At 59.8% G+C, this 21,132-nt stretch carries 18 protein-coding genes, 2 pseudogenes and 1 riboswitch; of the genes and pseudogenes, 16 read left to right on the top strand and 4 right to left on the bottom strand.

Annotated features, from left to right (window positions below; translation table 11 throughout):
- The first annotated feature begins 782 nt into the window (after positions 1-782).
- Positions 783-1,163 (top strand): hypothetical protein, encoded by a 381-nt coding sequence (locus AC04SI_RS23570; protein WP_488475032.1) that lies wholly within the window; start codon positions 783-785, stop codon positions 1,161-1,163.
- Between the two features lie 266 nt (positions 1,164-1,429).
- On the opposite strand, the gene AC04SI_RS23575 is transcribed toward AC04SI_RS23570, so the two are convergent.
- Positions 1,430-2,590, bottom strand: a complete 1,161-nt coding sequence (locus AC04SI_RS23575) for a patatin-like phospholipase family protein (protein ID WP_488474960.1) — start codon at positions 2,588-2,590, stop codon at positions 1,430-1,432.
- Positions 2,591-3,215: 625 nt separating this feature from the next.
- Here AC04SI_RS23575 and AC04SI_RS23580 point away from each other — a divergent pair.
- Both AC04SI_RS23580 and AC04SI_RS23585 read left to right on the top strand, forming a co-directional pair.
- Entirely contained in the window at positions 3,216-3,779 is a 564-nt protein-coding gene (locus tag AC04SI_RS23580) for a phasin family protein (protein ID WP_488474961.1), read from the top strand.
- Between the two features lie 36 nt (positions 3,780-3,815).
- Positions 3,816-4,648 (top strand): annotated as a pseudogene (locus AC04SI_RS23585) (recombinase family protein); the annotation flags it as partial.
- Here the strand turns inward: AC04SI_RS23585 and AC04SI_RS23590 are convergent.
- From AC04SI_RS23590 to AC04SI_RS23600, 3 genes are all read right to left on the bottom strand, one after another.
- Complete coding sequence (locus tag AC04SI_RS23590) at positions 4,587-4,811, bottom strand: TniB family NTP-binding protein (RefSeq protein ID WP_488474962.1); 225 nt, start codon at positions 4,809-4,811, stop codon at positions 4,587-4,589. The pseudogene AC04SI_RS23585 and the gene AC04SI_RS23590 sit on opposite strands and share 62 nt — an antisense overlap.
- Positions 4,812-4,969: 158 nt before the next feature.
- Positions 4,970-6,127, bottom strand: coding sequence for a porin (locus AC04SI_RS23595; RefSeq protein WP_488474963.1), 1,158 nt, complete (start codon positions 6,125-6,127; stop codon positions 4,970-4,972).
- A gap of 392 nt (positions 6,128-6,519) precedes the next feature.
- A complete protein-coding gene (locus AC04SI_RS23600; protein WP_488474964.1) occupies positions 6,520-6,951 on the bottom strand; it encodes a hypothetical protein in 432 nt (143 codons plus the stop codon).
- Between the two features lie 287 nt (positions 6,952-7,238).
- Positions 7,239-7,355, top strand: a riboswitch (TPP riboswitch).
- A 103-nt stretch (positions 7,356-7,458) separates the two neighbouring features.
- Between AC04SI_RS23600 and thiC the strand changes: the two genes are divergently transcribed.
- From thiC to AC04SI_RS23665, 13 genes and pseudogenes are all read left to right on the top strand, one after another.
- Entirely contained in the window at positions 7,459-9,294 is a 1,836-nt protein-coding gene (thiC, locus tag AC04SI_RS23605; protein ID WP_488474965.1) for a phosphomethylpyrimidine synthase ThiC, read from the top strand.
- Positions 9,291-10,292 (top strand): glycine oxidase ThiO, encoded by a 1,002-nt coding sequence (gene thiO, locus AC04SI_RS23610; protein WP_488474966.1) that lies wholly within the window; start codon positions 9,291-9,293, stop codon positions 10,290-10,292. Before thiC ends, thiO begins: the two co-directional genes overlap by 4 nt.
- The gene (thiS, locus tag AC04SI_RS23615) at positions 10,261-10,458 is read left to right on the top strand and encodes a sulfur carrier protein ThiS (protein ID WP_488474967.1); all 198 of its coding nucleotides are present in this window, start codon (positions 10,261-10,263) and stop codon (positions 10,456-10,458) included. The genes thiO and thiS overlap by 32 nt, the downstream gene beginning before the upstream one ends.
- Positions 10,459-10,461: 3 nt before the next feature.
- Positions 10,462-11,235, top strand: a complete 774-nt coding sequence (locus AC04SI_RS23620; protein ID WP_488474968.1) for a thiazole synthase — start codon at positions 10,462-10,464, stop codon at positions 11,233-11,235.
- On the top strand, positions 11,232-11,837 hold the full coding sequence (locus tag AC04SI_RS23625) for a thiamine phosphate synthase (protein ID WP_488474969.1): 606 nt from the start codon (positions 11,232-11,234) through the stop codon (positions 11,835-11,837). The genes AC04SI_RS23620 and AC04SI_RS23625 overlap by 4 nt, the downstream gene beginning before the upstream one ends.
- Complete coding sequence (locus AC04SI_RS23630) at positions 11,828-12,595, top strand: hydroxymethylpyrimidine/phosphomethylpyrimidine kinase (RefSeq protein ID WP_488474970.1); 768 nt, start codon at positions 11,828-11,830, stop codon at positions 12,593-12,595. Before AC04SI_RS23625 ends, AC04SI_RS23630 begins: the two co-directional genes overlap by 10 nt.
- 550 nt (positions 12,596-13,145) lie before the next feature.
- On the top strand, positions 13,146-14,801 hold the full coding sequence (locus AC04SI_RS23635) for an MFS transporter (RefSeq protein ID WP_488474971.1): 1,656 nt from the start codon (positions 13,146-13,148) through the stop codon (positions 14,799-14,801).
- A 158-nt stretch (positions 14,802-14,959) separates the two neighbouring features.
- Positions 14,960-15,286 (top strand): annotated as a pseudogene (locus AC04SI_RS23640) (transposase); the annotation flags it as partial.
- A gap of 824 nt (positions 15,287-16,110) precedes the next feature.
- Complete coding sequence (locus AC04SI_RS23645) at positions 16,111-17,355, top strand: lysine N(6)-hydroxylase/L-ornithine N(5)-oxygenase family protein (RefSeq protein ID WP_488474972.1); 1,245 nt, start codon at positions 16,111-16,113, stop codon at positions 17,353-17,355.
- The gene (locus tag AC04SI_RS23650) at positions 17,352-18,131 is read left to right on the top strand and encodes an FAD-dependent oxidoreductase (RefSeq protein ID WP_488474973.1); all 780 of its coding nucleotides are present in this window, start codon (positions 17,352-17,354) and stop codon (positions 18,129-18,131) included. Before AC04SI_RS23645 ends, AC04SI_RS23650 begins: the two co-directional genes overlap by 4 nt.
- Positions 18,125-18,904 (top strand): phytanoyl-CoA dioxygenase family protein, encoded by a 780-nt coding sequence (locus tag AC04SI_RS23655; protein ID WP_488474974.1) that lies wholly within the window; start codon positions 18,125-18,127, stop codon positions 18,902-18,904. The genes AC04SI_RS23650 and AC04SI_RS23655 overlap by 7 nt, the downstream gene beginning before the upstream one ends.
- Before the next feature lie 22 nt (positions 18,905-18,926).
- Positions 18,927-19,256: a cupin domain-containing protein gene (locus AC04SI_RS23660; protein WP_488474975.1), complete on the top strand. Its 330-nt coding sequence runs from the start codon at positions 18,927-18,929 to the stop codon at positions 19,254-19,256.
- Position 19,257: 1 nt separating this feature from the next.
- Positions 19,258-20,847 carry a class I tRNA ligase family protein gene (locus tag AC04SI_RS23665; protein WP_488474976.1) on the top strand — a complete coding sequence of 530 codons (1,590 nt, stop codon included), beginning with the start codon at positions 19,258-19,260 and terminating at the stop codon, positions 20,845-20,847.
- The last annotated feature ends 285 nt before the right edge of the window (positions 20,848-21,132 follow it).

Genomic DNA, 21,132 nt, shown 5'->3' on the forward strand with positions numbered 1-21,132 from the left:
GTGTTTAGTTTGCACACTAATGTTCTAACCGTGCATCTTAGAGCCCACCGGCCCTCCCCCTATAGTCGAAGCCGCAAGGGCTACATGCCCCACCACTACGGAAACTATACCCCCCAAAAGACCCCACCCGCCCGAAATTGCGGATGCTTCTTCTGGAGCCAATTCGGTCACACCATAGTCTAACACATCGACCTTCATTGCTGTCTCCTTTCCTAGAGATCAAATAGGATAAATCAGTGATGCCATTTGGCGGCTTTTGCCCCGTACAACGAACATCAAGAGTCGTGCCAACTGCACAGGAATCGACCCAGAAAAAGTGTTCTGCATATTATTCAATGGCTTCACTGAGAGCGCGGCGGCACGCCAGCCAGACATCACTGTGTCGCGGACACGACAAACCCGGCAGTAGGGGGCAATGCAAGGTACGTCGGTACTCAGGGTCAGAGTCGAATATACGTGTCCTAAGGGAGCTCTGCCTGCATAAGGATGTCGGCAAAATACCGAGAGTCGGCCTGGTCAAGAACAGCATCTGGAACGCGCTGAGCAGCTTGCGGCAGTATGGTCTGGTGTAAGCGTCCGATTGTTACCGCAGAGATTTCGCTTTGATGCGTGCGATGATGTCTGGGTCTGAGACGAAGTCTTCGAGGAAACGTTCTAGTCATTGGTCGAGTGGCGGGCATGGGCAAGCATTTGCCTCAGTTCGTCAACTCCATTGTCGGTAAGACTAGTGATCGCTTCGTCCGTGCCGTCTTAAACGCTGATGATACTGCGTAGGACAGGCCATGAACACCAGCGCCCCCTGCGTTCTGACCATCCCGCAGGCAAACGCCCTGCCCTCGGGCACGTTCGAGCTTGCTCACCCTTCTCCGCAGTCGGGCCTCAGGGGAAACAGCTCGCTTGTCCGCGATTTACTGAAACGCTGTCCCAATTTAGTGAAATCTGCAGTAGCCGCCGCTGCATCAGACCTTGCGGCTCTTCTGGCGATAAACGTCGGCAATTACGGCGGCGATAATGATCAGGACCTTGATGATCTCCTGATAGAAAGCGGGGCGGTGCCCGTCAGCCGGGTGAAGGTCCGGGATCGCGGCGCGAACGGTGAAGCGGAGCGCATCCGTTTTTCCTCATCGATCCTGCCGAAATGGGCGCGTCGGACACCCCGGTAAATGCCTTCCACGACGCTTTGGATCGCCTCGAAGGCTTCCCTCTTCAACTTTCGCTTAGTCGTTATCACCGATCTCCAACAGGACCCCTGCTTTTAGCTCAGCCACCAGATCGGCCTTCTATTTTCGCCCGGTACAGCGCGGCCAACCTACGAAACTCTGTTCGCCCAGTCCTGTTTCGCGAACAGATAGACCTAGACCCAGAAAACCTATGCATCTGAAGTGTGCGCGTTGGGGATCGTCAATCTGGCGAAGCGCCGGCAAGGATCTCAGGTCGGGTCTTCGCGCTGCAGGTCACGGATAGCGACGCCATCGACATTGGTTGGCATCGTCAGCCACTTCCGATGGCGCAAGGTCCGCTGGGTGTCTTCCAAGCCTGTCTCCCAGTGCTCGCGCATCGACGTGCCGGAGAATTCGTAGTCCTTGGCGTGACCCTCATAGCCTTTGTGCTGGTAGATCAGGTGGACGATGTTGACCATGCCGGCGTCGGAATAGTCGGCCATCAATTCCTTCTCGCCGTCCTTCAGCTGGTCCGGCGGCACGCGCTTCAGCGCGTCGAGCAGCTTCATCTTGAGCGCATGGATGCGCTGAAAGTTGTCAGTGTTCTGGCGTGTACGGCTCGAATACATAATGTCTTTGTGGCGGGACAGCACGTCGGGCATGCTGCGTGGCAGCACGCCACGAGCGCTGAACAGGTCGACCTGGAACACCAAGGCAGAACGGTCTTCTTTCTGGTCGAGCAGATATTGCAGCGGCGTGTTGGAGACGATGCCGCCGTCCCAGTAATATTCGCCGTCGATGCGGATCGACGGGAAGGCCGGCGGCAGCGCGCCGCTCGCCATGATGTGCTCCGGGCCGATGCGCACTTTGTCTGTGTCAAAATAGACGAAGTTGCCAGTCCTGACATTGACGGCGCCGACGCTGAGCCGCTTCTTGCCGTTGTTAAGCACTTCGAAGTCGATCAGGCTCTCCAACGTGTCCTTGAGTTCGGCGGTGTCGTAAAAGCTGGTCGCGCCATCGGCGCCGGGCGGCTGGAACCACGGGTTGGGGTTGCGCGGCTTGAAGAAGCCGGGCTGGCCCATGGTCATCGTCATCCACGAGGAGGTGCGGTTGCGGATGTCGCGGTAGAAGTCGCCTTCCGGCTTATAGGCCCAGATGTCGCGGCCCGAAATGGTCTGCCAGAATTGCTCGAGCCGCTGCAGCTGGCGGCTCGGCTCGTTGCCGGCGATGATGGCGGCATTGATGGCGCCGATCGAGACGCCGGACAGCCAGGTCGGCTCGCAACCGGCGTCGGCCAGCGCCTGATAGACGCCGGCCTGGTAGGCGCCGAGCGCGCCGCCGCCCTGGAACACCAGTGCGATGCGGTAATACTGCGCCGAGATTCCCGCGACGGTGGCCGTGGCCTCCTCGTTGTGATTGCGTTCGAGCATGGCTTTGTCTCCTATTTGTTGGGCTCTGCATGGCTGATGCGGTCAGGTGCGGTCGGTCAGTGAGATCGTTGTGCCACCTCGCCCAGACCAAGCTCAGATCGCGAGTGGCCGGTGTCGAGCACCGGGCAGCCGCGCACGTCGCCCATGGCATCGAGCGCGGCGGGCTACCGTCCAAGCTCGCCGTGTATTGATTTGCGGCACTTATCAAATGCGCATCACGCCTGCGGCGGAGAGAAAATCGACAAACTCCGTTCCATTCTCCGCCTCGAGAATGGCTCCGCAGCCTTCCTGAACACAGCAGGAAACGTTCTCGATAAGAGCCCACGTTGGGGTTTTGAAAGCAACCATGGAATTGGAGGTGCTTTCTTAAACCATAAGTCTTCCCTGTCCAAACGATGGCGCCAGGGCAGCAAATTGGAATTCTGATGGCTTGGCAGCTTGGACCCAGAAGTGGAGTAAACGTTACAGCAATTGGTAGCTTTCTGCTGCAAAGTTTATATAAAACTTCCTGACAACATATTGCAGAATTTAACGCAATCGCAATATCGAGTCAAAACACGTATAGAACACTTAATCAATTATAATTGTCATATTTTTCGCCATTTATGTTACAGTTGAAATGTCCTTGCGCATTGCCGCCCGTTTCATGGCCGTCATAGAGAACAATGGCAGAGACGACCACGAGCGGCGGACGAATCGGCGCTTCGCCTGCCAAAGGCGAAAGGAGCCCGTGAACGTCAGAGAGATCGCTGACCAGAAGGATAACGAAATGGTCAAGTCCGAAGATAAAGACGCCGAAATTATCCACTTTCCCGCATTTGACCCTGTCAAAGCGGCCGATCAGCTGCATTTGGTCGCCGAAACGGTCGAGCAGTGGACAGGAGCTCTTCTCAGAGTGACGCCGGGCGCTGAAGACGCCCAGAAGATGGTCAAGACTATCTTCGAAAACACAACGGCGGTCGGTATCGAACTGCCGCTGAAGGCGATCGCTACATTTTGGGCCAACGCCGAGGCAGACCTCTCCCATCTGCAGGCGCTGGTTGGCGCCAAGCTGCCGTCGCAGTTTATCGCGCTGCAGTCGACCTTCTTGCGCAAACGGGTCGAACTCTTTGTGGAGCAGGCCAAGCAATTCCAGGCACTCGGAACTAGGGGCGTGGCCGACGTCAGCAAGCCGGTCAAAAACACCTAGTCTAAGGAAGGGCCCTGACCGGAGCCAAGGCGGCCCGACGCCCAGGTCGACGAACTCAAGGCCGCGGGCTGCCATATGCTTTCACCAGCGGCAAGGATCCGGCGCTTCGCACTCCCGGCCTTTGCTGGCGAAGCTGATGCGTGAGATCGCCGCCGGCCTCGTCGTCGTACGGCTCGACCTCCTCGCCCGGTCGGTCAGCCATCTGCTGGAGGTGATCGAACAGCTTGAGACGCGGGGCGCACTTCCGCTCGCTCCGCGATCCGATCGACACGTCGACGCCGCAAGGCATGTTCTCGGTGCAGGTGCTCGGCGCGGTGGCGCAGCTTGAGCGCGCCCTGATCGCCGAACGCACCAAGGCGGGCATGAAGGCGGCCAAGGCGCGCGGCAGGCTGGCTGGCAACCCGGGGCTTCGCGAACGCCGGCCTGAAGCTGTTCGGGCGATCGCGGCGGCGCGGGAGCGCGCCTATCTCGACGGTCTCATCACCTCCGCCCAGACCTGGTTTCCGACCGTGCGGCGGTTGCGGCCGCAGCATAGGGACGACGTGGTGCGAGTTCTGAACCGAAAAGGACACAGCTGGACGATCGAGCGGCTGCGGCGCGCGGTGCATCGGCTTGTTCGCGAACGCATCGCCGAACCCGCCCTGATCAAACGCGCCCCTCGCCGGCCGGCGGAAGACCGGCTGATGACCCTGGTCGCCGGCATTGCGCTCGCCGATCCGGATCTCACACTGGTCGAGATCGGAGCACAGCTGGAACGGATGCATGAACGCACGCCGCGTGGCGCTCGCCAATGGCAGCCGTCGTCGGTCAAGGCGCTGCTGGATCGATCGGGAAGCTGCCGGCAAGCATCGCGTGGATTTCGTCGATGATCAGCATGCGGGCGCCCATGCTGCGCAAAAGGCTCCTGCAAACCTCCTCCAGACGATAGGTGGAGTCCGTCATCGGCCCTGGTGCGCCGAGCGCGGTAAGAAGTCCGCCATAAACGTCCCGTTCCAGCGGTTCGGCCGGCATCTGCATGGCCACGACGGGCATGCTGGTGATGCCTGTGCCCCGATCGAGGCCGGATGATTGCGCAGGAATTTACGGATGATCTTGGTCTTGCCTATACCGGTGTCGCCACCGCAGATGAATTGTGTATTGCGTAAAGCGGGCATATCAATCGGACCATGGAGATGCAGCTTTTCATTCGATTAGAATGAGTGTTGGAAACGAAGGATGCCGCCGACGCTGTTCTTCTTATCGGCGTTAGTCAAGTTCGACTTGGAAGTGTCGATCATGCCTACACCGGAGTTGCCGTAGTCGTCATAGTCGACTTCGGCTGTGATCGAGAAACCTGGAACGACCGTATAGGCGACGTTTGCAGCCACGCCATAGTTCTTCAGCTGATCACCGGAGAGCTGAAGGTTGAACGAAGTCTTCTCGTTGAACTTGTAAGTAGCGCCGGCCCAGAAAGCCCAACTGCCGCCCCAGATTTTGTAACCGCGACCATGAGCGTCGATTGCGTTAGTGGCGTCATCGTTGAGCTCGCCATTGGAGCCGAAGCCGAACATTCCGAACAGCGACAATTCGTTGGTGACATTAACATCGACGCGGACCTTGCCGGCAACCGATTCGTAGTTGCTGTCATAAGCGACAACGCCGGTGATCGCGCCCCAGCCTTGTGTGTATTTCACGCCGCCGACTACGTGCGGAACATAGCTGTCGATAGTGCCGACTACGCCCGAGCCTCCTTCGAGTGAAACCACAGCTGAAAAGCCATTACTGGCGTCAATGTAGTACTGAACCACGTTTGTATCGAAGTCGCCGTACGGAAAAAGAATTTGATTGAGGACGTTCCCGGCGTGGCCAATATATTCATCGAAGGCCGACCCATCCTTACCAACTCGGAGGCCACCAAGCTGGATCCAGGCGGAGGTCAACGAGATGCCCGTATCGAAGGAATAGTTCTGAGGACTGTCCGGGCTCGAAGTTTTGCGATTGCCGAAGTTCATGCGGGTTTCGGCATAGGTCTTCAACATGCCGAGTTCGGTCTCTTGACGGGTCCAAGTTTTGAACGTGAAGCGCGTGTTGTTTCGCCATGTACCTTGATCCACGCCAATCCTCGCATTCGAGTTTCTTGCGCCATACGATCCCGTATCGCCCGCGCCGATGTCATAACGGACATAGCCGCCGATGCGCAGGCAGGTCTCGGTGCCGGGAATGTAGAAGTAGCCAGCGCCGTAGACGTTGCAGATATTGACGTATTCGGCCGGATCTGGCTCAGCGACGGCGATCGCGTCGGCGGCGGGAGCACCGGAAACTGCGATCAGGCCTGCAACTGAACCGAGAAGAAGGCTCGTGATTTTCATTATGACTGCAACTCCTATGCCTCGGCGTGCTGTCCTCGACGCAGATCTTCAGCGAAAGTCGGTTGCCCCGGGGAATTCAGCACTTCTGAGCCAATCGCCATAGTCACCTTCCACTTGTTGTGGGGCAGACCGTCACAAGGGCTTCCAAAGTTGACTGAGCAAGTGACGTGCCATGCTGAAGACGTCGCTACGCGCTGACACTCAAGTTGGCTGGCGCACCTTCGTCGCGCTCCTTTCTTTTTTGCTTTGAGGGTCAAACTGAGCACGACACGCAAGCGTTTCGGACATGGTTCGTTGGTTCGATACGCGACAATTTCGTTCAACATCGACGGCTGTAGTCTGCTATGAAACCTCGAGATTGAGACATCTTGCGGCGGCACCGTCTCGATACGTCAGGCGAGACGCGCCACTGACGCCGACATATTCACGAGCGAAGGTCGGGCGTCCGGCTCTTGGAGCATGGCCCAGGCCGTAAGCGTCATCGTTAGGGCGGCCACGCCTCGGCTCTGCGGCAGGAGCATCGCTTTGTGATTCGCGCTGTTGCTGCCGCATTCGATGCTTTTCTCGACCGCGTTGCCCCGTAAGCGCGGCAATGGATTTCCGCTCGTCGCTAACGGCATGCTCCAGTAAGTCACAGCAGAGGCCTTGGACAGCTTAGCGATGTTCTCGACGACCGTTCCGTGGCAGCGCGGTTGTCGCAATCCTTTCGAACGGGACCTTCCCGAAGAAATCGCCTTTCTGCAGCTCAATTCCGGCAGCAGGTTGACGCCTTGATCGACATGCCCGAGCGGCTGGCCAATATGCCCTTCCGTTTCCTTCACCAAATGGTGGCCACCTGTCGAACCGCGGCCGCGGAAAGGATTTCGCCGGGCTGACCAATGACGGAGGCAGGGCAGATCTACGCGCAAACGTTTGGTGCCGATTGCAGGCGTGATCCTCATAAGGATCGATCTTTCAGCCCGACGGTTCGGCGATCCCCTTATCCCTGCTTAGGTCTCCGGGGCGTGATTTGTCGCCGACACCTGCGCGCGCATTTCCCTGGGTTTGGTAGGCGGCCTACCGCCGCATCTCGAAGGCGCTTGACAAAATAGCGCCGGCCCGTTCAATTCCAAGCATTCACCAGGGGAGTCCCGGCAAGGGGCTGAGATACTGCTGGCTTTCGCGGCGCAGTGACCCGTTGAACCTGATCCAGTTCATACTGGCGTAGGGACGGTGCAAGCGCTTTGCGGGAGTTTACGCCCGAGGTCCTGTTTCGGCAGGTCGACAGAAGCGTCTTTTCATCCTTCCGGCACAGAACTGGGTCTCCAATGCATGAGCAAAGGAGCCTCAAGATGAATGCCCTCACCCCAGCCGTGTCGACGGGACCGCTGCCTGCCTCACGGAAAATCCACAAGTCCGGCGTCCTCCACCCGCACATCAAAGTGCCGATGCGAGAAATCTCCGTCCATCCGACGGCGGGTGAACCGCCCGTCACCGTCTATGATCCGTCCGGCCCCTATACGGACCCGACTGTCGAAACCAGCATCGACAAGGGCCTCGCCCGGCTTCGCCATGAATGGATTACGGCGCGCGGCGATGTCGAAGCCTATGACGGCCGCCACGTCCGGCCGGAAGACAATGGATTTGCGGCGGGCGAGCGCCTGACGCCGGAATTCCCCGTTCGCAACCGGCCGCTCAGGGCCAAAGCCGGCAAGGCGGTGACCCAGCTTGCCTACGCGCGCGCCGGCATCATCACGCCCGAGATGGAGTTCGTTGCCATCCGCGAGAACCTTGGACGCGAGGTCCTACGCGGCAAGCTTGAGCGCGACGGCCAAGCCTTCGGCGCGGCGATTCCCGATTTCGTCACGCCCGAATTCGTGCGCGACGAGGTGGCTCGCGGACGCGCGATCATTCCAGCCAACATCAACCACCCAGAGAGCGAACCGATGATCATCGGCCGCAATTTTCTGGTCAAGATCAACGCCAATATCGGCAATTCGGCGGTCACCTCGTCGATGGCCGAGGAGGTCGAAAAGATGGTGTGGGCGATCCGCTGGGGCGCCGATACGGTGATGGACCTGTCGACCGGCCGCAACATCCACAACATTCGCGATTGGATCGTCCGCAACTCGCCAGTGCCGATCGGCACGGTGCCGCTCTATCAGGCGCTCGAAAAGGTCGGCGGCGTCGCCGAGGATCTGACCTGGGAGGTCTACCGCGACACGCTGATCGAACAGGCCGAACAGGGTGTCGACTATTTCACCATCCACGCCGGCGTGCGGCTGCACTATATCCCGCTGACCGTCGACCGGGTCACGGGTATCGTCTCTCGCGGCGGCTCGATCATGGCCAAATGGTGCCTGCACCATCACCGGGAAAGCTTCCTTTACGAGCACTTCGCCGAGATTTGCGACATCTGCCGCGCCTATGACGTGTCCTTTTCGCTCGGCGACGGACTTCGTCCGGGCTCCATTGCCGATGCCAACGACGCGGCGCAATTTGCCGAACTGGAAACGCTGGGCGAGCTGACGAAGATCGCCTGGGCGAAAGATTGCCAGGTGATGATCGAGGGGCCCGGCCACGTGCCGATGCACAAGATCAAGGAGAACATGGACAAGCAGCTCGCCGTCTGCGGCGAGGCGCCGTTCTATACGCTGGGGCCGCTGACGACCGACATCGCGCCGGGCTACGACCACATCACCTCAGGCATTGGGGCTGCCATGATCGGCTGGTTCGGCACCGCCATGCTCTGCTACGTCACGCCGAAGGAACATCTCGGCCTTCCCGATCGCAACGATGTCAAGACCGGCGTGATCACCTACAAGATCGCCGCCCATGCCGCCGACCTGGCGAAGGGCCATCCGGCAGCGAAAGTCAGGGATGATGCCCTTTCCCGCGCGCGCTTCGAGTTCCGCTGGGAAGACCAGTTCAACCTGTCGCTCGATCCCGAAACCGCGCGTTCCTTCCACGACCAGACCTTGCCCAAGGAGGCGCACAAGGTGGCGCATTTCTGCTCGATGTGCGGACCGAAATTCTGCTCCATGCGCATCTCCCACGACATCCGCGCCGAGGCGCAGAAGGAAGGCATGGCGGCGATGGCGGCGAAATACCGCGAGGGCGGCAATCTCTACATGCCAGCTGACGAGACCGGCGTGCCGCTCATACCAGACGCGCCGGAACCGTCATGAGGGTGCTGGTCAAAGGGGCCGGCGTCGCCGGCCTCACCGCCGCCTTCGAACTCGCGGCGCGCGGCGCGGCGGTCACCGTCATCGAGACCAGGTATACCCTTGGCGGCAATGCGTCGTGGTTCGCCGGCGGCATGCTGGCGCCGTGGTGCGAGCGTGAAAGCGCCGAGCAGCCGGTGCTGGATCTCGGACGCGACGCCGCCGACTGGTGGGATGCGGTACTGCCCGGTCAGGTGACACGGGCCGGAACACTGGTTGTGGCCGCGCCGCGCGATGCGGGGGAGCTCGACCGGTTCGCCAGCCGCACGTCGGGTCACCGACATGTCGATGAAGACGAAATTGCGCTCCTGGAACCCGACCTCGCCGGCCGGTTCCGACGCGGATTGCTCTTCCCCGATGAGGCTCATCTCGACCCGCGCCAGGCGATGGTAGCACTTCATGACAAGCTCGCAGCCATGGGTGTCGAGTTCCGCTTCGGCGCCGACGCGCGGCATGGTTCCGGTTTCGATCGTCAGATCGACTGCACGGGAATGGCAGCGGACGACGACCGGCTGCGTGGCGTTCGCGGCGAGATGCTGATCCTGCGCACGCCTGATGTCTCGCTGTCGCGCCCGGTCCGGCTGCTGCATCCGCGCTTTCCGCTCTACATGGTGCCGCGCACCGACCACCGTTTCATGATCGGCGCGACGATGATTGAAAGCCAGTCCGCCGGACCAGTCACGGCGCGTTCGATGATGGAGCTTCTGGGTGCCGCCTATGGCCTCCATCCGGCCTTTGGCGAGGCCGAGATCGTTGAAACCAGTGTCGGCGTTCGTCCGGCCTTTGCCGACAACCTGCCGCGTGTCGAAGCACTTGGAACCACGGTCGCGATCAACGGGCTTTATCGCCACGGCTTTCTTCTGGCGCCTGCCATGGCGCGCCGGGCAGCCGAAATTCTCGTCAATCACGACAAATCCATGGAGCTTGCGAATGAAACTGATCGTCAACGGCGAAGTGCTTGAGATTGACGCCTCTACGCTGGCGGCGCTGCTTGCCGCGCTCGACTATGAGGGCGATTGGCTGGCAACGGCCGTCAACAGCGACCTCGTGCACAGAGCCAACCGGGCGGAGTTCCAGCTAAGCGATGGCGACCGGGTCGAAATCCTCTCGCCCATGCAGGGAGGCTAGATCATGTTAGAGCTTTATGGAACCGAGCTTCCGTCGCGCCTGCTTCTCGGCACCGCTCAATATCCTTCGCCGGCAATCCTTGCCGATGCGGTCAAGGCGTCGGGCACGGCGGTGGTGACCCTTTCCTTGCGCCGCGAGATGGCGGACGGCCGGGCTGGCGAAAAATTCTGGTCGCTGATCCGCGCGCTCGGCGTAAGAATCCTGCCCAACACCGCTGGTTGCCACTCCGTCAAGGAAGCGGTTATCACCGCGAAAATGGCGCGCGAAGTATTCGGGACGACCTGGATCAAGCTCGAAGTGATCGGCAATCACGACACGCTGCAGCCGGACGTGTTTGGCCTGGTCGAAGCCGCCCGCATCCTGTGCGAGGACGGCTTTTCAGTATTCCCCTATACCACCGACGACCTTGTAGTCGCCGAGCGGCTTCTGGAGGTAGGCTGCAAGGTCTTGATGCCGTGGTGCGCGCCGATCGGTTCCGCCCTCGGACCGATCAACATTCCAGCGTTGCGCTCGATGCGCGCACATTTCCCTGGCGTCCCGCTGATTGTTGATGCGGGGCTGGGACGGCCGTCGCACGCCGCAACCGTCATGGAACTCGGCTTTGACGCCGTGCTCCTGAACACGGCGGTCGCCAGGGCAGCTGATCCGGTCGGCATGGCGCGCGCGTTCGGCCAGGCGGTCGATGCCGGCCGCGAAGCCTTCGGCTCGGGAATGCTCGAACCGCGCGAAGTCGCCATGCCATCGACGCCGACATTCGGCAGGGCCGTCTTCTCATGAAGCTCGATCCCTTCTACCTGATCGTAGACAGCGCCGCCTGGATGGAACGATTGGTCCCGGTTGGTGTCAAGCTGGTTCAGTTGCGCATCAAGGATCACGACGAGGCCACGCTTCGGACGGAAATCCGCCGCGCGAGCGACGTCTGCGCGGTCCATGGCTGCCAACTGATCGTCAACGACTATTGGCGGCTGGCCATTGAGGAAGGCTGCGACTTCGTCCATCTCGGCCAAGAGGATTTGGCTGCGGCCGACCTGCTGGCGATTAAGTACGCCGGATTGAAGCTTGGACTTTCGACCCACGATCACGCCGAACTCGAGACGGCCCTCGCCGCCGAACCGGACTATATCGCGCTCGGCCCCATCTACCCGACCATCCTGAAGAAGATGAGATGGGGCCCGCAAGGGGTCGAACGGATCGGCGAATGGAAGCGCCGGGTCGCGCCGATCCCCCTGGTCGCCATCGGTGGCCTCATCCCCGACCGGCTCGACAGTATCTTCGCGGCTGGCGCGGACAGCGCGGCGGTGGTGACCGACATCACGCTGAACGACGACCCCGTAGCGCGCACGCAAGAATGGATCGAAAAGACAACGCCATGGCGCTGAGGCGAGAACCGCATGTGCTTGTCGTTGGTGGGTCGGACTCCAGCGGAGGTGCCGGAATTGCACGCGATATCGAGACGATCTCTTCCATTGGCGTGCGCGCCTGTCTTGCTGTCACCGCGCTGACAGTGCAGACGCACGAAGCCGTCATGGACGTCCATCATCTGCAACCCGGCCTGGTGGCCGATCAGATGACGGCTGCACTGCAGGCCAACAAGGTGGCGGCCATCAAGATCGGCATGCTTGCCACGGCAGAGATCATCGTTGCCGTTGCCGCCGTGCTGCGCGAAAATCCGAGCGTGCCGGCGATACTCGACCCGGTGCTGGCCTCCACGTCAGGCCGGGCGCTCCTGAAAGCCGGCGCCGTCGCGGTCATGAAGCGTGATCTGATGCCGCTTTGCTGTCTGGTCACACCCAATCTCATCGAGCTGGCGCTCCTTATCGGCGCGGAGCAAGCAGTTGATGAGGAAGACGCGGTGCGGCAAGGCCAGGAACTCTTGGCCGCCAGCGCGCAGGCCATTCTGATCAAGGGCGGCCATGCAGCGGGACCCCGATCTACCGATATTCTGTTGCGCCACGAACAAGAACCGATCCACTTCGACATGTCCCGCCTTGCCGCGTCGATGCGCGGGACGGGTTGCATGCTGGCCAGCGCGATTGCGGCGCACTTGGCGATGGCGAGCCCACTCGAAGACAGCGTTCGTAAAGGCAAGCTTTTTGTGTTCGAGAGACTGCAGAGGAATGCCGCCACATGGCAGTGAGTGACAGTTTTGCGGCGGTTTGCCGTTCACTGGGAAACGGCTGGACTGGCGACCACGCTTCTCCACGAAAGCGAGTTCAAGGGCATCGCAAGGATCGGAAGAGGCTCCCGTTTCCCTTTGCAGGCTCCTCCTGAGCAATCAAACAGCGAAGTCGAAGCTCGCATTGGACGACACCACCTGAACGGCTTCAGCTGCCGCTTATCCCGCATCCCTGTGAGGGCGTCCGCAGGATCGGCAAGCATCTGGCCATTGGCTTTGACTGAATTGTGTCACAACACTTCGCTTATCCCAACGCATCAGCGCATAATCGAAGTTTCGGCAACCGAAGAACTCCGGGATAATCTAAACCATTCCTGAGCACCTCTGCGGGCGGCTGGCTCTCCTGCTGTCGTCGTCCGGGCTTTCGTTCCGCTCGACGTTGAACGGAGCGTCGACGCGTTAAAATAATTTCCCATCGGCATGGTCCCTCCCCCACGGCCGCCACGATCCAGTCGGGATTACATGCGAGACAGCGCGGCCGATATTCGGAAAGCAAAGGCTCGCAAAAAAGATGAGTAGGGTGGCTGGCTCAGATGAAGACTTTGCTGTGCCAACGACGTTTGCGCCACTCATGCAGCCGACCTTTCGTTCGATTTGGCTCGCCACCCAGGTTTCCAGTCTCGGCTGGTTGATGCAGACTGTTGCCATCAGCTGGCTGATGGCAACGATTTCGACTTCCGATCTGATGGTTGCGCTGGTGCAGGCTTCATCGAACCTGCCGGCTTTCATTTTGTCCGTCTTCGCCGGGGCTCTCGCCGACAATTACAGTCGGCGCCGGGTCATGTTCGCCGGCCGCTGCCTTATGGTGATGGCCTCAGCGATGCTCACTGCGTCCGTGGCGCTGGGCTTTGTGAGTCCGTGGATGATCCTCGGCTTCAGCTTCTTGATCGCATGCGGCGGCGCTCTCAACGATCCCGCCTGGCAAGCTTCGGTTGGAGATATCGTGCACCGACGCGACGTTCCCGCTGCCGTGACCTTGCTCTCCGTTGGCTTCAACACTGTCCGAACCGTCGGCCCGGCGCTCGGCGGCATCGTGGTTGCCTCGTTCGGGCTTCTGGCGGCCTTTACTGTGACCACGCTCACCTATTTGGTACCCTTGGGCGCCATATGGCGCTGCAAGTGGAAGGTTCGCTCGTCACCTCTTCCACGCGAGTCGATGAGGACGGCGATCTACGACGGGCTGCGCTTCACGGCGATGTCATCGGAAATCAAGGCGGCGATCGCGCGCGGAACCCTCTTTGGCCTGGCGAGCATCGCCATACTCGCGCTGCTGCCGCTGGTTGTCCGCGATCAGCTGGGAGGAGGCCCGCTTGCCTACGGCTCGCTGATGGCCGGCTTCGGGACAGGCGCCGTCTTCGCCGGCATCTCCAACAGCACATTCAGACGTAGCCTGTCGCAAGAACGCCTGATGAGGCTCTCCTGCGTCGCCTGCGCGGCGTGTTCCCTTTCCCTGGCACTGACCTCTTCCATTGCGGTGGCGGCAATTGCACTCGCCTTGGGCGGCGCGGGCTGGGTCACCGCCTGGTCCGGGGTTGGCGTGAGCGTGCAGCTGGCGAGCCCGCGCTGGGTCGTTGGACGCACGATCTCGATCTACTATGCATTGATAGATGGCGGCATCGCGGCCGGCAGCTGGGTGTGGGGCACGGTGGCCGAGAACCATTCCCTCACCTGGGCGCTGGAAGGATCGGCTGGAGCTCTCCTACTGGTCGCTGCAGCCGGGGCCCTGTTTCCCCTCCGTGAGCGCCGCGAGTCCGAGCCCGACCCTTTGGAGGAATTCGACGCTCCCGCGGTCGCGCTTGATCTGAAGCCGAGAAGCGGTCCCATCGTGGTCAAAGTCGAGTATCTGATACCGGAGAAAAACCTTGAGGCTTTCCTCGATCTCATGCGCCAGCGCCGGCATGTACACAGCCGCGTCGGTGCTCGGCACTGGACGCTCCAGCGCAACCTTCAGAAGCCTTTGCAATGGACAGAGACATTCCACACGCCGACCTGGACAGACTACCTTCGTATGAACCATCGTCTCACGTCGGTAGATAAGCAACTGGATGAACGTGTGCTCGAATTGCACAGGGGAGAGCTTCCACCTCAAGTGACGCTTTCGATTGAGCGGCCGACAAGCTCGGGCCGCAAATCAGAGCAGTCGGTCCTTGCCCTTCCCCGTCACTGAGCCGGGCCGTCACGTCTCGCGCCACCGATCGCCAACGTATGACGCTCCAGGTGCATGGCGGACGTGGACGATACTCCTCGGACTCCGTCAGCGGCCGCACGGGATTTCGCTGATTTCGACGTTCAGCTCCACGGCAGCTGCGGGAACCTCGCTTGCGGTACGCCATTCTGTTCAAGGCGGCGGCCGCGATGCTGCGCACGATAGGCGCCGCACGCAAGCATGTCGGCGCCGAGATCGGCTCATCGCGGTGCTGCACCGTTGGGGCCAGAACGTCAACGTCATCCCCACCTCCATCGTATCGTGCTGTCTCGCCTGACGGCATGCGCTGAATTTCTGCCGGGTGCGCGTCCCGTCGCGTCTGTTTAGACGCCTCTTCCTGGAAAACAACAGGCCGCCTATAAGCGGGCAGACTGAACTTCTTCGGCGAGATCGCCGATCTGACGGAGCCCGCCGCCTTCAGTCGCCGGCTTGCGCAAGTCCGCCGCCGCGAGTGCTGCGGTTGCCGCCGGTTCGCCTACGAGGTTCTGGTGCATGGCAGGACACCCGGCGGTCTAACAGGCTCTGCGCGACCTTTACTTCGACGACCTCGGTCTTCCCCGCCTCTATGTCTCTGCCCAAGCTTAATTCGGTCGACCGTCGCGGTAAGTGACCCATATGCCGCTGCGTGGGAGGGGCACCGCCGCGAGGCGGCTCCTATCCGATCAATGTCGGATTTCCGACGATGCAAGGTTTCTGACGGAATGGCAAATCCGCTAACTTATTGCTTTGACAAATTTCCTTCTCCGGCACGATCCATGCATCGAGATCTTCGAACGCATCACCGAGACATAGTCCTATGATCACGCCCACCGAAAATGCCGTCGCCGCCGTGAAGACCGTGCTCGGGTGCCGCCAAGCCAGCGGAAGGCCGAATACAGGACCTGCACATATGGATAGGGCCCCTTCCGTCGCGGCCGGGAAACTGCCATTCCTGCGGTCTGGGCAGCCGACAGTAGCCCATAAGATGCGCAAGAGCTGCGCCACAGCATCAAATAGCGGTGCCGTGCTGGACCCGGATGACGCCGCTCCCGCTGTCGATATTGCCGACCTTGAGACCAAAGGCCTTGGAGGCGCGCAGGCCTTTGGCATAGTCGCACATCCGGGGACCGCAGCTCGAGAGAATGCCCGCGAGGGGGCGTAGGCCCAATCGCTATGGCCACTTTTGGCCGCGAGCATGGTGCCTTTGGGAAACACTATAGGAGCAAGATAAGTGGAGCTCTCTTGCATTGGGGTCGGTGCTGGGCCGTCTAATTTGAGTCTTGCGTGTCAAATGCATGAGCAAGTTGGGCAAGGGGCACTGTTCCTGGATCGGCAGGTCGACTTACGCTGGCATCCAGGCATCGCATTCGATTTCTCGGAGCTTCAGGTCAGCCACTTCAAGGATCTGGTCACGCTGGTGAATCCGCGATCAGCCTACACCTTCATAAACTACCTTTATGAGAACGGACGTCTGTACCACTTCCTGAACGCACAGTTCGAAGCCGTGCTCAGAGCTGAGTTCGAGCAATACCTCAACTGGGCCTTTCATAGGAACCCACTTGTCCGTGGCGGCGAGACGGTGCGCGAAATCCGCTTTGACGAGGAGTTTCGGGTGCGGACGGATAACGCGGTTCTCGGCGCCAGAAACGTCGTGATCGGCATTGGCAAGCAGGCGCAAATTCCGCCTCAGTTTCAGGGCTGGACTGGACGCAACCTGTTCCACTCATCCGTTTTACTGGACATCCATCCTGAGGTGCGGAAAAAGCATGTCTGCGTGGTTGGCGCAGGCCAGTCGGGAGCCGAGGTGCTGTTGCACCTTGTCGGCCTGCCGAAAGAACGACGGCCTGCCTCGATCACTTGGGTCTCGCAGCGTGAAAACTACCTGCCTCTCGACAACAGCCCGTTCACAAACGAGTTGTTCATGCCCTGCTTTTCGGATCGTTTCGCGGGGATGAGCGAGTCGCAGCGCAAGCTGCTCCTGCGTCGTTTCGTGCTTGCCTCGGACGGCATTTCGGAAAGCACGTTGCGCGCGATCTATCAGGCGCTGTACCGCCACGCATTTCTCGAGCCAAACCAATGCGACATCACATTGCGGCCGGGTTGCAACGTTTCGCGCTGCATCAACGCCGGGGCCGGTCACAGGCTGACCCTGCAGCGCGGCATGGAGGATGTCGCAGATGTTACGGCCGACATCGTTATCCTAGCTACTGGTTACCATAACGCGCAGCCGGACTTCTTGGAACCTATCGCTGACCGGCTGGAGCAGATCGACGATGAGTTGGCTATTGGCGAGGACTTTTCGGTGCGCTGGGACGGACCGCGTGACAGACGCATCTTCGCACAAAACGCGAGCCTCGGGCAGCGCGGGCTGGCTGATCCGAACCTCAGCCTACTGGCATGGCGCGCGCGTCGCATCCTCGACAGCCTTCTGGGGCACGCGCCATGCGCGAAACCCGAGCATCCTGGTTTCATCAGTCGTACCTCGATTGAGAGCTGGCCCGCCCCCGTAGCCGAAGAAATGGGCAGTGGGATATGACTCGTCGGCTACTGATCATTGGCGGTGGCATCCTAGGGATGATGTCTGCCTCCGCTGCGGCGAAGGCCGGAGCCTTCTCCGAAATCATCGTGACCGAACAAGCCTTCGGATCCAACGGCGCATCGCATTATTCTGGGGGCGTGCATTTCCCCTATGGTCGTCAAGCCCCTACCAGGTCGCTCACTCGAAAGAGCGCGGTGGCGCTGGCGGCCATGGCAGGGTCGGACGTCAACGGATGGTATCGGCCTTTAGCGATGCGTGTCGCGGCTGGACCAGATGAGGCGATTGATCCGGCCCAGTTTCGGCAAGCCCTGGACGCGGCTGGGCCTGACGTTGGCCGTCCTGCGCCGAGCTTCCCCGACGATACCCGTTTTTGGAACATCGGTGGAGCTCATGTCGCTGACGTGCCCGCCCTGATCGCCCAACTGGGACGGGAACTTGCGGCAAAGATACGCGTGGCGCACGGGTTGCGTTGCGTCAGGCGAGAAAGGTTGCCAACCGGAACAGCCGCATCATCAATAGCATGCTCGGCCGTGAATATTATGCAGACTTATCGGATCGACAGATCTTTACGAGCCTGGACGGTCTCTCCATTGAGGAGGAACAACAAAGCCTTGCAATCCGCCCGCAGCGGAACGCACTGCCCGGGTAGCGTCCCGTCCCACATCCCATGCAGTACCCTCTCCGTGGACCCACAACCTGACCTGCGCCCGAGTGCCGCGACTGGAATGTCCGACAAAATCATTCTTTCCAAACGGAAGTTTTTCGCATGTTGACTGAAGCACAAAGAAAAAAGTGGCAGAAAGACGGATACGTCACGCTCGAACGGTTCTTCGATCCCGCCGCTCTGGAACGTATCTCTGATATTGTTGAAGATATTTCACGCTGGGATACCAGCGATGATAAATGGCTCATGTGGTTTGAGAAGACGACCGAGAATCGCAAGATCGTCTCTAAGGTCGAGAACTTTCTCGATTTCCACGATCAGCTACGCGATTTGCTCCTTGCAGATCAGCGCATCAAGTCGGTCGTCGAGACGCTGCTGGAGGAAGATACACGCAGGCTCAAAGAGTTGCTGATCTTCAAGTATCCCGACAGCGGTGGCTATCGCCCCCATCAGGACATTTACCACATCCCGCACAAGCTGCCTGATCGCATGGTTCATGCAATAGCTGCGATCGGTATCGACGATTCTGGCCCGGACAACGGCGGCCTTTTCTTCAGCCCTGGCAACCACAAGAAAGGAGTGTTCCCCATGGATGCCGGTGGTGTGATCGACCCTGAAGTGGCCGAAACGTTCTCATGGGAACCAGTGTCGTGGAAGGCTGGTGACGTCTTCATCTTCGACGACTACGCGCCGCACTACTCGCTACCGAACAAGAGCGACCGTTCGCGGCGGGTGCTCTACTTGGTGTTCCAGCGCGCTTCAACCGGTGGACCGACGCGGGCCGAATATAACGCGCTCAAGCGCGCCTATAATCCGCCCGAGAACAAAGTGTCAGACCTCGAAAACCTTAAGCCTCCAAACGGCATTTTCTATCGCGATTGAGCTCACGGAGCGGAAGCGAGGCATGTACACGAAACTGATCGACCGCTCAATAATGCGCGAAGAGTATGGCGTTCTTGTTTGCCGGCTACTGGAGCATCTCCCGCAGCCCGTTACGACGGGCTTCGGCACGTCGTTTGTGGAGGTTGTGCCGGGCGGTGCGGTAGAGCTTCATTCGCACCACGAGCACGAACTGTGGGTACTGATTTCGGGCAGCGGCTTGTTCGAAGCAGACGGCGAAACCACCCCCGTCGACGGGGCGATGCTGTTCTACATAGCGCCTCACCAGCTGCATGCCATCAGAAATACCGACCCCGAAATGGGTCTGAACTTCCTCTCGATATGGTGGGATTGAAGTGAGCGAGAACCGACAAACCTATTTCGTATGCCCCGCCCCGCCGTGCCCAAACGGTAAATTGCATCTTGGCCATATTGGCGGCGTGTACCTTCTTGCCGACATTTTCGTGCGTTATCAGCGCATGATCGGCCATGTGGCCTATCATGTAACCGGTGCGGACGAGCATGGCACCTACACGCTGGTGAAGGCTCGCAAGCTTGGCAGGTTGGTCGATGATGTCGCACAAATGCACATCGACGAAATCCTGCAGTGTCTGAGGGCAGTGCATATTGCTCCGGACGTATTTGTCCGGACCTCAAGTGAAGAGCACAAACAGCGTAGCCTTGCGATCTACGAGCAGCTCGATGCGGCAGGCTATATCGAGCTGCGGGACGCCGAGCAACTCTATTGCGAGTCGTGTAACGAGTTTGCAGCGGACTCGCTTGCCGTCGGCAAGTGCCCGGCCTGCAACGCCGCGACCGACAGCAACCTTTGTGAAAACTGCGGCCTTGCAATCCAGCACAGTCTGCTCCGCAATCCGGTCCACACACCGTGCGGCCATGCCCTAACGCTACGTCCGATCCGGCAGGCGCATTTCAACTTCGAGCGGCTTGCCCCGACGCTGGATCGCGCTATCGAAACCAGTGGATGGCCAGACACCATAAAACACAAAGAAATCGAGTGGCTTCGGACGGAATTGCGGGCGTTGCCTATGTCGCGCCATTTCGACCGCGGGGTGACTCTGGTCGCCCCGGCAGAAGTGGCAGGCCAGACCTTACTGACTTGGTTTGAAGGATTATGGTGCTTCGATACGGGGATAGAACGCATCTGCAAGCAGAATGGCGCCGACTATGATGACACCATGCGCAGCCGTGACACCAAACTCGTATTTTTCATGGGGCAGGACAACCGCTTTTATTACACAGTCGGTGTTACCGCCAGTTTGCTGGCAAGAGGATATCCAATTCCACACAATCATGCGATTCAAGATTATTATAAGCTCGAAGGGGCAAAATTTTCTACAGGTCGTGACCACGCCATATGGGCCGACGAGGTGGCGAGAGATATCGATCCGAACGTGCTGCGCTACTATTTAGCGCGCATTGCCAAAGCATTTGGCAGCGACGACAACGATTTTAATATCGAAGGGCTGGTTCGGGCGGCAGCTCGCATCCAGATCTTCGAAACCGCTTTGCGCAAGCATACCGGATCCAATGCAAAGCTGACGGTGGACAACCTAAATCCTGAGCGGATGCGTGATGTTGAACAATATTCCGAAGCCATGCATGAGGCACGCATATGGGCTGCACTCGATGCTATAGATGCCTTCTTCGACGGTGCGGGTTTTGCAAGAAACGTGGCCGGGGTTAATGCAACGGAGATTTCGGTTTTCCTAAGCATGCTACATCCTGTGGTGCCGGAGCTCGCGGCGCGTTACGGCGTGTTCTTTTTCGGCACCGGATGGCGATCTGCGCTCGATGACTGTGCAGTCCGGCCAAGGACGGACGTGTTGTCAGTGATGGATTTCCCCTTCTTCAGCGAACCCATTCCGGACACATTCATTGCGGCTTATGAACAACGCTTTCGGCCGACTCCCGCCACTACATAGTCTCTACCTGTTCAGCTGGCGGCTGATCCGTTGATGTCTGCCTGAAGCTGCTCGACGCGTGTAAGGATTTCTCAAACGTAGGCGCGGTGTTGTCGAACATTCATCGCCTGCATGGCTTGGTAATCGGCGCGTAGATCCTTGTGTTGCTGGCATGAGACGTAGCGAGCCTGGGCGCGCAGTTTCATAGCTTGCGCAGCCTGATCGGAAGAATACGGCTTTGGCGACCTGTTCCAACAGGACGATCTCCTTGGTAGCAGGGACGTTTACAACTGGTGACGCCGGTAC

The sequence above is a fragment of the Mesorhizobium sp. CNPSo 4689 genome (assembly GCF_057784325.1).

Coding starts and splice junctions, on each gene's coding strand:
- AC04SI_RS23655 (WP_488474974.1), top strand. CDS start 18,125: ATGTTGACTGAAGCACAAAGAAAAAAGTGGCAGAAAGACGGATACGTC.
- AC04SI_RS23575 (WP_488474960.1), bottom strand. CDS start 2,590: ATGCTCGAACGCAATCACAACGAGGAGGCCACGGCCACCGTCGCGGGA.
- AC04SI_RS23620 (WP_488474968.1), top strand. CDS start 10,462: ATGTTAGAGCTTTATGGAACCGAGCTTCCGTCGCGCCTGCTTCTCGGC.
- AC04SI_RS23630 (WP_488474970.1), top strand. CDS start 11,828: ATGGCGCTGAGGCGAGAACCGCATGTGCTTGTCGTTGGTGGGTCGGAC.
- AC04SI_RS23590 (WP_488474962.1), bottom strand. CDS start 4,811: ATGCCCGTCGTGGCCATGCAGATGCCGGCCGAACCGCTGGAACGGGAC.
- thiS (WP_488474967.1), top strand. CDS start 10,261: ATGAAACTGATCGTCAACGGCGAAGTGCTTGAGATTGACGCCTCTACG.
- AC04SI_RS23595 (WP_488474963.1), bottom strand. CDS start 6,127: ATGAAAATCACGAGCCTTCTTCTCGGTTCAGTTGCAGGCCTGATCGCA.
- thiO (WP_488474966.1), top strand. CDS start 9,291: ATGAGGGTGCTGGTCAAAGGGGCCGGCGTCGCCGGCCTCACCGCCGCC.
- AC04SI_RS23660 (WP_488474975.1), top strand. CDS start 18,927: ATGTACACGAAACTGATCGACCGCTCAATAATGCGCGAAGAGTATGGC.
- thiC (WP_488474965.1), top strand. CDS start 7,459: ATGAATGCCCTCACCCCAGCCGTGTCGACGGGACCGCTGCCTGCCTCA.
- AC04SI_RS23570 (WP_488475032.1), top strand. CDS start 783: ATGAACACCAGCGCCCCCTGCGTTCTGACCATCCCGCAGGCAAACGCC.
- AC04SI_RS23645 (WP_488474972.1), top strand. CDS start 16,111: ATGCATGAGCAAGTTGGGCAAGGGGCACTGTTCCTGGATCGGCAGGTC.
- AC04SI_RS23625 (WP_488474969.1), top strand. CDS start 11,232: ATGAAGCTCGATCCCTTCTACCTGATCGTAGACAGCGCCGCCTGGATG.
- AC04SI_RS23635 (WP_488474971.1), top strand. CDS start 13,146: ATGAGTAGGGTGGCTGGCTCAGATGAAGACTTTGCTGTGCCAACGACG.
- AC04SI_RS23650 (WP_488474973.1), top strand. CDS start 17,352: ATGACTCGTCGGCTACTGATCATTGGCGGTGGCATCCTAGGGATGATG.